Consider the following 13,308-nt stretch of genomic DNA (forward strand, 5'->3'; position numbering starts at 1 on the left):
GTATCATAAAAAAAGGCTAATGGAAACGAGAAACAGAGGAATTTATAGGAAAGTCAGGCTTTTGAGATTGTGGGTGATTTTTGTTATAATGAAAGTTATGAAATCTTATAATACCTTGAATGATTATTATCGAAAACTCTTTGGCGAAAAGACCTTTAAAGTCCCTATTGATGCGGGGTTTGACTGTCCCAATCGTGATGGGACTGTGGCTCATGGAGGCTGTACTTTTTGTACGGTTTCAGGTTCTGGAGATGCCATTGTGGCACCGGATGCGCCTATCCGTGAGCAATTTTATAAGGAAATTGACTTCATGCATCGTAAGTGGCCAGAGGTTCAGAAGTATCTGGTTTATTTTCAAAATTTTACCAACACCCATGAAAAGGTGGAAGTCATCCGAGAGCGCTATGAGCAGGCTATCAACGAGCCAGGTGTAGTAGGAATCAATATCGGAACGCGCCCAGACTGTTTACCAGATGAAACTATTGAATATTTGGCTGAGTTATCGGAGCGAATGCATGTGACGGTTGAATTGGGCTTGCAGACCACTTTTGAAGTAACCTCTGACTTGATTAACCGTGCCCATTCCTATGAATTGTACGTGGAAACGGTCAAGCGTTTGAGAAAGTATCCTAAGATTGAGATTGTTTCCCATCTGATCAATGGACTTCCTGGTGAAACCCATGAGATGATGCTTGAAAATGTCCGCCGCTGTGTCACCGATAACGATATTCAAGGAATTAAACTGCACTTGCTTCACCTGATGACCAATACGCGTATGCAACGGGACTACCACGAGGGACGTTTGCAGTTGATGAGCCAGGACGAATATGTAAAGGTCATCTGCGACCAATTGGAAATCATTCCCAAACATATTGTCATCCATCGAATCACAGGAGATGCACCTAGAGATATGCTGATTGGTCCTATGTGGAGCCTCAATAAATGGGAAGTTCTCAACAGTATTGAGATGGAGATGCGACGTCGTGGAAGTGTTCAAGGATGCAAGGCTATAAAACAGGAGTTTGAAAATGAAAAGACCACTTGAGATGGCACATGATTTTTTGGCTGAGGTAGTGACAAAAGAGGATATCGTAGTGGATGCGACTATGGGAAATGGTCATGACACGCTTTTTCTAGCCAAGCTGGCTAAGCAAGTCTATGCTTTTGATATTCAGGAACAAGCCTTGGAAAAGACGCAAGAGCGTTTGGACCATGCTAGAATGACAAATGCCCAGTTAATCTTGCAAGGCCATGAGACACTGGACCAGTTTGTGACAGAAGCCAAGGCAGGAATTTTCAATCTGGGCTATTTGCCATCAGCTGATAAGTCTGTCATCACCCAACCTCAGACGACTATTGAAGCCTTAGAAAAGCTGTGTCATTTGCTTGTCAAAGGGGGACGGATTGCTATCATGATCTACTATGGTCATGAAGGAGGCGACCTCGAGAGGGATGCTGTCTTGGATTTTGTTAGCCAGTTGAACCAACAAGAGTACACAGCTGCTATTTACCGAACTTTAAACCAAGTCAACAACCCACCATTTTTAGTAATGATTGAAAAATTAGAGAGATATAGACATGGATAAACAATACCTACGTGAAAAGCTGGATGCCATGCGCCAGAATTTTGTTGAATCAACCCACCACGAACGAGCAGTAGGTGTGTTAGACCAAGCGCATATGAGCAAAAAAATGCTTAAAATCAAGAAAAAATTAGTTGCTCTTGAAATGGAACGGTGCCAGAGAAAAATTGAGCACAAGGATTGTTCCAAGATTGACCAAAAAATCAAAGAGCAGAAGGAGATTTTTGAATTCTGTTGTAAAAAAGATTAAGGAGGACGTGCGTGGAATTACTGATTTACCTCATCCTATTTTTACTGGTTTTGATTGTCTCTAGTACAACCAATAAGCTCCTGCCCTTTTTACCTCTTCCTTTGGTGCAAATTCTTTTGGGAATTGTGATTGGTCTCTTTTTACCCAATACCGACTTTCATCTCAATACAGAGTTGTTTTTGGCACTGGTTATTGGGCCCTTGCTTTTCCGAGAGTCGGAAGAAGCGGATATTACGGCTATTTTAAAACACTGGCGAATCATTGTTTATCTCATATTTCCAGTGATTTTCATCTCGACCCTGAGTTTGGGAGGTTTGGCCCATCTTCTTTGGCTCAGTCTTCCCTTGGCGGCTTGCTTGGCTGTTGGGGCAGCCCTTGGGCCTACGGACTTGGTGGCCTTTGCCTCTCTTTCGGAACGCTTTAGCTTTCCTAAGCGCGTGTCCAATATTCTTAAAGGTGAAGGACTCTTGAATGATGCTTCTGGTTTGGTTGCCTTTCAGGTTGCCTTGACAGCCTGGACAACTGGAGCCTTTTCCCTTGGGCAAGCGAGTAGTTCGCTCATCTTTTCAATCCTAGGCGGTTTTTTAATTGGATTTGTAACAGCAATGACTAACCGTTTCCTACATAGCTTCTTGCTGAGTGTGAGAGCAACGGATATTGCCAGCGAACTTTTATTAGAATTGAGTTTGCCTCTGGTGACCTTCTTCCTAGCAGAAGAAGTCCACGTTTCAGGGATTATTGCCGTTGTAGTTGCTGGGATTTTAAAGGCAAGCCGTTTTAAGAAAATTACGCTCCTCGAAGCACAAGTGGATACAGTAACCGAGACGGTTTGGCATACAGTGAATTTTATGCTGAACGGTTCTGTCTTTGTGATTTTAGGGATGGAGTTGGAAATGATAGCAGAACCTATCTTGACCAATTCAATCTATAATTCCTTACTTTTATTGGTATCTCTTATAGCCCTTACATTTGTCCTCTTTGCCATTCGTTTTGTCATGATTTATGGCTATTATGCCTATAGGACTAGACGTCTCAAGAAAAAGCTAAATAAGTATATGAAGGACATGCTTCTTTTGACTTTCTCAGGTGTCAAGGGAACCGTGTCGATTGCTACGATCCTTCTGATACCAAGTAATCTAGAACAGGAGTATCCTCTCTTGCTTTTCCTTGTCGCAGGTGTGACGCTTGTAAGCTTTTTAACAGGTCTCGTAGTCTTGCCTCATCTTTCTGATGAACAGGAAGAAAGTAAGGACTATCTCATGCATATCGCCATTTTGAATGAAGTAACGATAGAGTTGGAAAAAGAGTTGGAAGATACCAGAAATAAGCTCCCTCTCTATGCAGCCATTGACAATTACCATGGACGAATAGAGAATCTTATCTTGAGTCAAGAAAATAAGGGGGCTCAAGAAGACTGGGAGGCCTTGAAACTTCTCATCCTCAGTATTGAAAGTGATGGTTTAGAACAGGCTTACGAAGAGGAAAAGATGAGTGAGCGTGCCTATCGAGTTTACCAACGTTATTTGAAAAACATGGAACAAAGTATCAATCGTAAGTTCGCGTCACGATTGACCTATTATTTCCTTGTTTCCTTGCGGATTTTACGTTTTCTCCTGCATGAAGTTTTTACCTTAGGTAAGACCTTCCGTAGTTGGAAAAATGAAGAATCACAGAAACTTAGAGCCCTTGACTATGATCAAATAGCAGAGCTCTATCTAGAAAATACAGAGATAATTATCGAAAGTCTGGAGAACCTTAAAGGGGTTTATAAGAGTTCTTTAATCAGCTTCATGCAGGATTCTCGTCTCCGAGAAACAGCTATCATCACCAGTGGTGCCTTTGTCGAACGGGTTATCAATCGTGTTAAACCCAACAATATCGATGAAATGCTGAGAGGCTATTATCTGGAGCGCAAGTTGATTTTCGAATATGAAGAAAAACGATTGATTACGACCAAGTATGCCAAGAAGTTACGACAAAATGTAAATAACCTAGAAAACTATTCCTTGAAGGAAGCTGCCAATACCCTCCCTTATGATATGGTGGAATTGGTAAGAAGAAATTAATCAAGAGTGTAAGTGAAGGAGTGTGATATGAAGAAGTGGTGGAAAGAGCTGACAGACAAACCTTTAGTAAAAGCTTTTTTGCATTATTATCAAGCCTCAGATAGTGAATTGACTAGTGTCGCAGTAGCCTACTATTGGTTGATTTCAATTTTCCCCCTGCTTTTGGTGGTGGTCAATATCCTCCCCTATTTTCAGATTCCAGTTTCCAATTTTTTAAAGGTTGTCAATGAATTTTTGCCGGATACGGTCTATGATGTGGTCGCAAAGATTATTACAGAAGTACTGACTCAACCGTCAACGGGCTTGTTAAGTTTTGCGGTTTTGTCAGCCCTCTGGACCTTTTCAAAATCCATGAATTTCCTACAGAAAGCCTTTAATAAAGCTTACGGAGTAGCAAAAAATCGTGGGATGATTTCTCATCAACTCATGAGTTTGTTTGTCAGTTTTGGTCTGCAGATTCTCTTTGCCTTAGCTCTTTTTCTGAGTGTCTTTGGCCGTATGCTCCTCAACCTTGTCAAAAGCTATTGGAATTCGGATAGTCCTCTCTTTGATTATCTGCAAGACCTCACAGGTCCCTTGATCTATGCCTTGATTTTTGCCATCTTGGTCATGCTTTATTATTTTCTGCCTAATGTCAAGGTGCGAAGGATTCGCTCTGTATTGCCAGGTAGTGCCTTTGTCTTATTGACTCTGGCCTTACTACTCAATATCTTTTCAGTCTATATCAATAATTATGTCAATCACCTAGTGGACGTCCGCTTTTTCAGTTCCGTCGTCGTGGTGGTCATGATGTTCTGGTTTATTCTCATCGCTAAGATTTTGATTGTCGGTGCGGTGATCAATGCCAGTGTTCAGAGCTTGAAAGATAAGGGCTTGAGAACAGACTAATTCTTTATCCATAACAAAACGCATACTATCAAGGTTTTATTGCCTGATAATATGCGCTTTTTGATTGTGAAAATTAGTAGATAAACATGGCATCGCCAAAACTAAAGAAGCGGTAGTGTTCTTGAATGGCATGGTGATAAGCGTCTAAGACTAATTCACGGCCAGCAAAGGCAGAAACCAACATAACCAGAGTTGATTTTGGCAGGTGGAAGTTGGTTGAGAAGGCATCCACGACCTTCCATTCATAGCCAGGTTTGATAAAGATATTGGTCCAGCCAGAATCTGCTTGGATTTTCCCATTAAATTTGGAACCAATAGTCTCCAAGGTGCGGATAGAAGTGGTTCCGACAGCGATGACACGGCCTCCATTTTCCTTGACAGATCGAAGAGTGGTAGCAGCTTCCTCAGAAAGTTGGTAGAATTCTGAGTGCATTTCATGTTCGTCCAGATTGTCAACTGAAACGGGTCTAAAGGTTCCGAGTCCGACATGAAGAGTCAGATAGACTAGATGAACTCCTTTAGCTTGGATTTCTGCCAGCAGTTCTTTGGTGAAGTGAAGACCAGCAGTAGGTGCAGCAGCAGAGCCACTTTCCTTGGCGTAAACGGTTTGATAGCGTTCACGGTCATCCAGTTTTTCATGGATATAAGGTGGTAATGGCATTTCTCCCAGACTTTCCAAAACTTCTAGGAAAATTCCTTGGTATTCAAAGCGGACAATGCGGCCCCCGTGAGTCAATTCTTCCGTAACAACAGCGCTGAGACGACCATCACCAAAGCTAACACGAGTACCGACCTTGAGGCGTTTGGCAGGTTTAGCCAGAACCTCCCACTCATCTCCAGCAGTGTTTTTGAGCAGGAGAAGCTCTACATGGCCTCCAGTTTCTTCCTTTTGACCATAGAGGCGGGCAGGGAGAACTCGGGTGTCGTTCATGACAAGGGCATCACCAGGTTCCAGCATATCAATAATAGAGTGGAAGTGTTTGTCCTGCATTTCTCCCGTCTCACGGTTGACGATGAGGAGTTTAGAGGCATCTCGTTTTTCAAGGGGTGTTTGGGCAATCAATTCTTCAGGCAAGTGGAAATCAAAATCAGCTGTATTCATATATCTGTTCATTCTTTCTAAGTTCTAATCCTATCCATTATAACATGTTTCAAGTATAGTCGCTCTTTTTTTAGAAATTAAATCGTTTTCACTTGACAAAAATTGGTCTATACCATATAATAAATATAGACAGAAATGGAGGATGAAAAGATGAAAGTTATTAAAGTTGAAAACCAAGTTGAAGGTGGAAAAGTAGCTTTTGAGATTTTGAAGGAAAAATTGGCCAACGGCGCTCAAACCCTAGGACTTGCGACAGGAAGTAGCCCACTTGAATTTTACAAGGAAATTGTTGAAAGCGACCTTGATTTTTCAAATCTAACCAGTGTCAACCTTGATGAGTATGTAGGCCTTGATGGCGACAATCCTCAGTCTTACCGTCACTTCATGCAAGAAAACTTGTTCAACCAAAAACCATTTAAAGAAAGTTTCTTGCCTCGTGGGGTTAAGGATCATGCTGAAGCTGAAGTTGAACGCTACAACCAAATTTTGGCTGACCATCCAGTTGACCTGCAAATCTTGGGAATTGGTCGCAATGGACATATCGGATTTAATGAACCTGGTACTCCTTTTGACAGTCAAACGCATCTAGTCGAACTGGACCAGTCTACTATTGAAGCCAATGCGCGCTTTTTTGACAAGATTGAAGACGTCCCAACCCAAGCCATTTCAATGGGGATTAAAAACATTTTGGATGCCAAGTCAATCCTTCTCTTTGCTTACGGTGAGTCGAAAGCAGAAGCCATTGCCGGAACCGTGTCTGGCCCAGTGACTGAGAGCCTACCAGCAAGTAGCCTACAAAACCACCCAGATGTGACCATTATTGCAGATGCTGAAGCGCTCAGCTTGCTTGAAAAATAAAAAACGAACCCCTTCAGTTTCTTCTATCTGAGTGCTTTAAACTCTTGTATAAATGGAAGAAAAAATAAAAATTAAACCGCATTTTTTCTTGACAATTATTCCTTTTACGTGTAAAATAGAATAGATCTTGAACTTGAAGGGAGTGAAAAAAATGTCTAAAACAGTAGTACGTAAGAATGAATCTCTTGACGACGCACTTCGTCGTTTCAAACGTGCGGTTACTAAAGCTGGTACTCTTCAAGAAACACGCAAACGTGAATTCTATGAAAAACCTTCTGTAAAACGTAAACGTAAATCAGAAGCAGCTCGTAAACGTAAAAAATTCTAATTAGAAATGAAAGGCTGGAGAAATCTAGTCCTTTTTCTTTTAATACTCTTCGAAAATCTCTTCAAACCACGTCAACGTCGCCTTGCCGTAGATATGGTTACTGACTTCGTCAGTTTCATCTACAACCTCAAAGCAGTGCTTTGAGCTGACTTCGTCAGTTCCATCTACAACCTCAAAACGGTGTTTTGAGCAACCTGCGGCTAGTTTCCTAGTTTGCTCTTTGATTTTCATTGAGTATAAATAAATACTCCAAAGCCTGCAAAAATCTGAAACTTCCTCCCACAATTTGATATAATAGTAAAAAGAACTCGATTGAAGGAGGAAATGATGTCGGTTTTAGTAAAAGAAGTGATTGAAAAGCTTAGACTAGACATTGTCTATGGCGAACCAGCATTGCTTGAAAAGGAAATCAATACAGCGGATATTACGCGACCTGGTCTTGAAATGACAGGCTATTTTGACTACTACACGCCAGAGCGGATCCAGCTCTTGGGGATGAAGGAGTGGTCTTATCTGATCAGCATGCCTTCCAACAGCCGTTATGAAGTTTTGAAAAAAATGTTTTTACCTGAGACACCTGCGGTCATTGTTGCCCGTGGTTTGGTGGTTCCAGAGGAGATGTTAAAGGCAGCCAGAGAATGTAAGATTGCCATTTTAACCAGCCGTACGGCTACTAGTCGTTTGTCTGGAGAGTTATCTAGCTATCTGGATTCACGTTTAGCAGAACGTACCAGTGTTCATGGTGTTTTGATGGATATCTATGGGATGGGTGTCTTGATTCAAGGCGATAGTGGTATCGGTAAGAGTGAGACAGGTTTAGAGCTTGTCAAACGTGGTCACCGCTTGGTAGCTGATGACCGGGTCGATATCTTTGCCAAGGATGAGATTACTCTTTGGGGTGAACCGGCTGAAATCTTGAGACACCTGATTGAAATTCGTGGGGTTGGGATTATCGATGTTATGAGCCTCTACGGTGCCAGTGCTGTCAAGGACTCTTCACAAGTTCAGCTGGCTGTTTATTTGGAAAATTACGATACACATAAGACCTTTGATCGTCTGGGAAACAATGCAGAGGAACTTGAAATTTCTGGCGTTGCTATTCCTCGTATCCGCATCCCAGTTAAAACAGGTCGGAATATCTCTGTTGTGATTGAGGCAGCTGCCATGAATTATCGTGCCAAGGAAATGGGCTTTGATGCGACCCGTTTGTTCGAAGAACGCTTGACAAATCTCATTGCTCAAAACGAGGTGCCTAATGCTTGATCCAATTGCTATTCATCTTGGCCCTCTAGCCATTCGTTGGTATGCCTTGTGTATTGTGACAGGCTTGATTCTTGCGGTTTATTTGACTATGAAAGAAGCGCCTAGAAAGAAGATCATACCAGACGATATCTTAGATTTTATCTTGATAGCCTTTCCTCTGGCTATTTTAGGGGCTCGTCTCTACTATGTTATTTTCCGTTTTGATTATTATAGTCAGAATGTCGGAGAGATTTTTGCCATTTGGAATGGTGGTTTGGCTATTTACGGTGGTTTAATTACCGGGGCTCTTGTCCTCTATATCTTTGCTGATCGTAAGCTCATCAATACTTGGGATTTTCTAGATATCGCGGCGCCTAGCGTCATGATTGCTCAAAGTCTGGGACGCTGGGGAAATTTCTTTAACCAAGAAGCCTACGGAGCTGCAGTGGATAATCTGGATTATCTACCTGGCTTCATCCGTGACCAGATGTATATCGAGGGGAGCTACCGTCAACCGACCTTCCTTTATGAGTCTCTATGGAATCTACTTGGTTTTGCCTTGATTTTGATTGCCAGACGAAAATGGAAGAGCCTCAGACGAGGTCATATCACTGCCTTTTATTTGATTTGGTATGGTTTTGGTCGTATGGTCATCGAAGGCATGCGGACAGATAGCCTCATGTTCTTTGGACTTCGAGTGTCTCAATGGCTATCATTTGTCCTTATCGGTCTCGGTATTTTTATCATTCTATATCAAAATCGAAAGAAGGCCCCTTACTATGTTACAGAGGAGGAAAACTAAATGTTAGAAGTTGCATATATTCTTGTAGCCCTTGCTTTGATTGTATTTTTAGTGTATCTAATCATTACTGTACAAAAGCTTGGACGTGTTATCGATGAAACAGAAAAGACGATTAAAACCTTAACTTCAGATGTGGATGTGACCTTACATCATACCAATGAATTGCTGGCTAAGGTTAATGTCTTGGCAGATGATATCAATGTCAAGGTGGCAACGATTGATCCACTCTTTAGTGCTGTTGCAGATTTATCTCTATCTGTTTCAGACCTCAATGACCATGCGCGTGTCTTGAGCAAGAAAGCTTCATCAGCAGGTTCAAAAACACTCAAGACTGGTGCAAGTCTGTCAGCTCTTCGTCTTGCAAGTAAATTTTTTAAAAAATAAAAAAGGAGAATCCTTATGGGAAAATTATCCTCAATCCTTTTAGGAACCGTTTCAGGTGCAGCTCTTGCCTTGTTTTTAACAAGTGACAAGGGCAAACAAGTTTGCAGTCAGGCTCAAGATTTTCTAGATGATTTGAGAGAAGATCCTGAGTATGCCAAGGAGCAGGTCTGTGAAAAACTGACAGAAGTCAAGGAACAGGCTACAGATTTTGTTCTTAAAACCAAAGAACAGGTTGAGTCAGGTGAAATCACTGTGGACAGTGTACTTGCTCAAGCCAAATCATGTGCCCGTCAAGCAACAGAAGTCTCAAAAGAACAATTCAACAATCTCAAGGAACAATGGCAAGAAAAGGCCGAAACTCTTGATGAATCAGAAGAGATTGTGATTGATATCGAAGAAGAAAAAATCTAGATTTGACAGAGTTGGATAAAAAATTCAATAGTAGTCGCAAATTTAGTAAATTGTATAAGATAAAACGCATAGTATTGAGGACTGTAAATGCCTGATATTATGCGTTTTTTTGTTTTTAAAGACTATTTGACAAATCTTTGTTTAAAATACATGAGTGTTATGATTTTTTATGGTATAATGGCAGTGTTAGAAGTAAAATATTTACATTTTTTTATATTTTAGCAACATTAAGCAATCCATTTTTCTATGATTAGAAATCAATGTGGTAGTTTATGATAAGGTGGAGGAAAAGCTCTAAAATTTTAGTCAAGAAGCGATTTAGTATTTTGTCAAGGGAAAATATTAGAACCCTCTATTTTATAAAAAATAGTTAGAAAGAAAGTTTGTAAAATGAAAGATATTTTTAATAAACGTCAACGTTTTTCGATTCGAAAGTTTTCTGTTGGAGTGGCTTCTGTATTAATAGGAGTTGCCTTATTTACACCATCCCAGGGAGTGCTTGCTTCTACGGGAAATAATTTGGCAACAGAGATAGGGGCTAATGCTGAAAGAGGGAATTCGATCCCTACTGTGGAGAACAAAGAAGAGGCTCAAAGTTCGCCAGAAAATCGAGGTGATATTTCCAGTCCAGCCCCAAAAGATATTCCAATGATATCTACAAGAACTACAGAACTTGAGACATCTGGGAATAAAGAAAATAATAGCTTGACCACAAGGATTTCCGTAGCGGGTGAAGACAGATCAAGTACTCCAGCGGTGAGAGCAGCATCCAATCCTTCCGAGATTAAAAAATATGAATTGACTGAGGAAGATGCTAAAAAAATCAAAGCAGGAATAATCGGTTCAGAAGGTGATAAGTATGATAGCCTATTACTAGATGGACCTGAGTTGAAGCCGAATGATTATACAGATGAGGATTATCTAAGTAATAAAGATGAAATTTATATTTATGAAAAAGGCGGGAAAAAGTATGTAGGATATAATAGTCATCCGTTACTAGAAGATACTGATGGTGATGGTATTATTGACAGTAAAGAAAAGCCAGATGAAAAATTAAAATGGAATGTAAGTGAACGTGATATGATTATGTTCATGGAATTGTCCTACCGTAATGATGATTATATTGATAAAGTTTTAAATCATAAGAAGCAATTAAAAGAGGCGGACTTATATAAAAAGAATGGTGATACAAAACCACGCTATGAATATATGATGATGAATAGGGAATTAGCTCCTTATTGGAAAAGAAAGAAAAGTTATCATACATCTAGCGGACTAGATGCAGTGTTATTTGAAACAAAGAGTGATTTTCCGTTTTTACCAAATGGGACTGCTCAAGTATTAGCGTTTCGAGGAACAAGTGGTGGTAACGATATTGTGGCTGATGCAGTACTTGGAACAGGTAGCAATCCTCAGCAAGGGAAAGATGCAGAAGAAATTATGCGTGAATTAGCTAAGGATAATAGCATCACCAATCTTTATCTGACAGGACATTCTTTAGGAGGATATTTGGTTCAGCGTGCCATGGTTGAGGCCTATCAGTTGGCCTATTCTGACAGTAGATACCTTATTCCTAAAGAACAGTTGGCTTATAGAAACTTTTATGATAATGTATTAAAAAAAGGAACAACATTTAATGCTCCAAAAGTAAGGACAGGTCTTTTCTCCTCATCTGAATTTTGGCAAAAAGGTTTAGATAGTAAAAAAATAGCTCAGTCTGGGAAAATGAGACATTATATAGTTAATAACGATTCTACTATAGGAAAAAGTGTCAGTAATGATAGTGATGTTGTCATAAATGTTGGGAATACAAAAGGGGGTCATAGTTCACGTTCTTATTTTGAAAATGATATGATTAATAGACGACGAGAGTTTATTTCTGGGAAACGAATTTCCTTAGATGGAATAGGTTTTCAAAATCCTAAGATTGCTACAGCTAAGTCTCTAGAAAAAGTTGGCGAAACTGTTGTATATAGCAAACACGGAGATGACATCATTAAGTCAACAACTGTGAGTATGAAAGATCCTGATACAGGACAGATTACTAAAAATACACTTGATGAAATGTTTAAGAAAGATGGAGCTAAGGACAAAGTAGAAACAACAGAAATCCCATCATCTAAGAAATACGTAAAAGATGATACACGCGAAAAAGGACAAGCTAATGTTGAAGTACCTGGAAAAACCGGAGAACAGACGGTAACAACAACTTATAGTGTCAATCCTAAAACTGGAGATCTTATTGAACATGTAGGACAACCAGTAGTTAAGAAACCGGCAACAGAAACAGTTGTCAAAGTCGCAGCCAAGGATGAAGTAGAATACATTAAAAAAGGAGCCGACGTTGTTAAGAAGACAACAAGCTACACAGTAAACTCAAAAACTGGCAGTCTTACTTCGACTGAGAAGGAAGAAGTAGTCAATAGAGGTGGCGCGAGGGATATAGTTGAGTATAGTTCAGTTGAACCCACACCAGTTTATTTAAAAGATGTGAACAGTCCAAAAGGTACTAATACCGTTCAATTTCCAGGGAAAGCAGGACAAACTAAAGTCACCACAACCTATAGCGTAAATCCAGTAAATGGAACCCTAACTCCATCAAAAGGCGAACCAGAAGTCGTATATAGACCAATAGCTAGAGTTGTGAAAGTGGGAGCGAAGGATAAAGTAGTAGAAACGCCAATTGAACCTGAAGTTGAGTATGTTAAAGATGTTGAAAAAAACTTCGGTACACCATCTCATCGTACTGAGGGTAAAAAAGGTAAAACGGTTACTACAACCACTTACGATGTAGATTCAAACGATGGTCATATCACAGAACACGTTGGCAACCCAGTAGTCACCCCAGCAGGTAAGACAATTGTTAAAGTTGGTGCGAAAACTAAGGTTGAACGTAATAAGGATGACCAAGGTCGCGATGTGATTGATACCACTACCTATGAAGTTAATCCAAAAACAGGTAAGGTAACTCCAACAACCGTGCGAACTTATGGGAAAACGAAAGAACCAACAGTTGAGAAGAGAGTAGTACCATCACCTGTTGTCTATGAAAAAGACGAGAGTCGTGACAAAGATTCAGAACCAGTTAGAAAAGAAGGAACTCCTGGAGAAGAAACGATTACCACAACGTACACAGTAGATCCTAAGACAGGAGCTATTACTCCAACAGTAGGCAAGCCAGTTCGTACGAAAGAACCAACTAATACTATTGTCAAAGTCGCAGCGAAGGATAAAGTAGAAACAACAGTAATCCCATCACCTAAGAAATATGTGAAAGATGATACACGCGCCAAAGATCAACCAAATGTGGAAGAGGCAGGCCAAGCAGGATCACGCACAGTAACCACTACTTACGAAGTAAATCCAGCAGATGGAACCATTACAGAAACAGTAG

The 13,308-nt window shown here is 40.4% G+C and carries 14 protein-coding genes; 12 read left to right on the forward strand and 2 right to left on the reverse strand.

Annotated elements, in window-relative coordinates; translation table 11 throughout:
* The first annotated feature begins 88 nt into the window (after nucleotides 1-88).
* The 5 genes from O3636_RS09315 to O3636_RS09335 are packed head-to-tail and all read left to right on the forward strand — an operon-like array spanning nucleotide 89 to nucleotide 4,787.
* On the forward strand, nucleotides 89-1,045 hold the full coding sequence (locus O3636_RS09315) for a TIGR01212 family radical SAM protein (protein ID WP_371642824.1): 957 nt from the start codon (nucleotides 89-91) through the stop codon (nucleotides 1,043-1,045).
* Entirely contained in the window at nucleotides 1,029-1,586 is a 558-nt protein-coding gene (locus O3636_RS09320) for a class I SAM-dependent methyltransferase (RefSeq protein ID WP_371642826.1), read from the forward strand. The genes O3636_RS09315 and O3636_RS09320 overlap by 17 nt, the downstream gene beginning before the upstream one ends.
* Nucleotides 1,579-1,833, forward strand: a complete 255-nt coding sequence (locus O3636_RS09325; protein ID WP_000361084.1) for a hypothetical protein — start codon at nucleotides 1,579-1,581, stop codon at nucleotides 1,831-1,833. The genes O3636_RS09320 and O3636_RS09325 overlap by 8 nt, the downstream gene beginning before the upstream one ends.
* Nucleotides 1,834-1,844: 11 nt before the next feature.
* Nucleotides 1,845-3,899, forward strand: coding sequence for a cation:proton antiporter (locus tag O3636_RS09330; RefSeq protein WP_371642828.1), 2,055 nt, complete (start codon nucleotides 1,845-1,847; stop codon nucleotides 3,897-3,899).
* Nucleotides 3,900-3,926: 27 nt separating this feature from the next.
* Nucleotides 3,927-4,787: a YihY/virulence factor BrkB family protein gene (locus O3636_RS09335; protein ID WP_371642830.1), complete on the forward strand. Its 861-nt coding sequence runs from the start codon at nucleotides 3,927-3,929 to the stop codon at nucleotides 4,785-4,787.
* 73 nt (nucleotides 4,788-4,860) lie between these two features.
* Here the strand turns inward: O3636_RS09335 and queA are convergent, their stop codons facing one another.
* Nucleotides 4,861-5,889, reverse strand: a complete 1,029-nt coding sequence (queA, locus tag O3636_RS09340; RefSeq protein ID WP_033676732.1) for a tRNA preQ1(34) S-adenosylmethionine ribosyltransferase-isomerase QueA — start codon at nucleotides 5,887-5,889, stop codon at nucleotides 4,861-4,863.
* Nucleotides 5,890-6,039: 150 nt separating this feature from the next.
* Here queA and O3636_RS09345 point away from each other — a divergent pair, with 150 nt between their 5' ends.
* Both O3636_RS09345 and rpsU read left to right on the forward strand, forming a co-directional pair.
* A complete protein-coding gene (locus O3636_RS09345) occupies nucleotides 6,040-6,747 on the forward strand; it encodes a glucosamine-6-phosphate deaminase (protein WP_371642832.1) in 708 nt (235 codons plus the stop codon).
* 151 nt (nucleotides 6,748-6,898) lie between these two features.
* Nucleotides 6,899-7,075 (forward strand): 30S ribosomal protein S21, encoded by a 177-nt coding sequence (gene rpsU / locus O3636_RS09350; protein ID WP_000048054.1) that lies wholly within the window; start codon nucleotides 6,899-6,901, stop codon nucleotides 7,073-7,075.
* 39 nt (nucleotides 7,076-7,114) lie between these two features.
* Here rpsU and O3636_RS09355 read toward each other — a convergent pair whose 3' ends face one another.
* The gene (locus O3636_RS09355; protein WP_084928666.1) at nucleotides 7,115-7,306 is read right to left on the reverse strand and encodes a hypothetical protein; all 192 of its coding nucleotides are present in this window, start codon (nucleotides 7,304-7,306) and stop codon (nucleotides 7,115-7,117) included.
* Between the two features lie 96 nt (nucleotides 7,307-7,402).
* On the opposite strand from O3636_RS09355, the gene hprK reads away from it, so the two are divergent.
* The 5 genes from hprK to O3636_RS09380 all read left to right on the forward strand — a co-directional run.
* Entirely contained in the window at nucleotides 7,403-8,338 is a 936-nt protein-coding gene (gene hprK, locus O3636_RS09360) for an HPr(Ser) kinase/phosphatase (RefSeq protein ID WP_371642834.1), read from the forward strand.
* On the forward strand, nucleotides 8,331-9,119 hold the full coding sequence (lgt, locus tag O3636_RS09365; RefSeq protein WP_371642836.1) for a prolipoprotein diacylglyceryl transferase: 789 nt from the start codon (nucleotides 8,331-8,333) through the stop codon (nucleotides 9,117-9,119). Before hprK ends, lgt begins: the two co-directional genes overlap by 8 nt.
* Nucleotides 9,120-9,503 (forward strand): DUF948 domain-containing protein, encoded by a 384-nt coding sequence (locus O3636_RS09370; protein ID WP_000895040.1) that lies wholly within the window; start codon nucleotides 9,120-9,122, stop codon nucleotides 9,501-9,503.
* A 15-nt stretch (nucleotides 9,504-9,518) separates the two neighbouring features.
* Nucleotides 9,519-9,914 (forward strand): YtxH domain-containing protein, encoded by a 396-nt coding sequence (locus tag O3636_RS09375; protein ID WP_033679926.1) that lies wholly within the window; start codon nucleotides 9,519-9,521, stop codon nucleotides 9,912-9,914.
* Between the two features lie 390 nt (nucleotides 9,915-10,304).
* On the forward strand, nucleotides 10,305-13,308 hold a 3,004-nt coding region (locus O3636_RS09380), incomplete at its 3' end, for a YSIRK-type signal peptide-containing protein (RefSeq protein WP_371642842.1).

Origin of the sequence: Streptococcus sp. 27098_8_76 (genome assembly GCF_041432315.1) — a bacterium.
GTDB lineage: Bacteria > Bacillota > Bacilli > Lactobacillales > Streptococcaceae > Streptococcus.

Coding starts and splice junctions, on each gene's coding strand:
- O3636_RS09315 (WP_371642824.1), top strand. CDS start 89: ATGAAAGTTATGAAATCTTATAATACCTTGAATGATTATTATCGAAAA.
- O3636_RS09320 (WP_371642826.1), top strand. CDS start 1,029: ATGAAAAGACCACTTGAGATGGCACATGATTTTTTGGCTGAGGTAGTG.
- O3636_RS09325 (WP_000361084.1), top strand. CDS start 1,579: ATGGATAAACAATACCTACGTGAAAAGCTGGATGCCATGCGCCAGAAT.
- O3636_RS09335 (WP_371642830.1), top strand. CDS start 3,927: ATGAAGAAGTGGTGGAAAGAGCTGACAGACAAACCTTTAGTAAAAGCT.
- queA (WP_033676732.1), bottom strand. CDS start 5,889: ATGAATACAGCTGATTTTGATTTCCACTTGCCTGAAGAATTGATTGCC.
- O3636_RS09345 (WP_371642832.1), top strand. CDS start 6,040: ATGAAAGTTATTAAAGTTGAAAACCAAGTTGAAGGTGGAAAAGTAGCT.
- rpsU (WP_000048054.1), top strand. CDS start 6,899: ATGTCTAAAACAGTAGTACGTAAGAATGAATCTCTTGACGACGCACTT.
- O3636_RS09355 (WP_084928666.1), bottom strand. CDS start 7,306: ATGAAAATCAAAGAGCAAACTAGGAAACTAGCCGCAGGTTGCTCAAAA.
- hprK (WP_371642834.1), top strand. CDS start 7,403: ATGTCGGTTTTAGTAAAAGAAGTGATTGAAAAGCTTAGACTAGACATT.
- lgt (WP_371642836.1), top strand. CDS start 8,331: ATGCTTGATCCAATTGCTATTCATCTTGGCCCTCTAGCCATTCGTTGG.
- O3636_RS09370 (WP_000895040.1), top strand. CDS start 9,120: ATGTTAGAAGTTGCATATATTCTTGTAGCCCTTGCTTTGATTGTATTT.
- O3636_RS09375 (WP_033679926.1), top strand. CDS start 9,519: ATGGGAAAATTATCCTCAATCCTTTTAGGAACCGTTTCAGGTGCAGCT.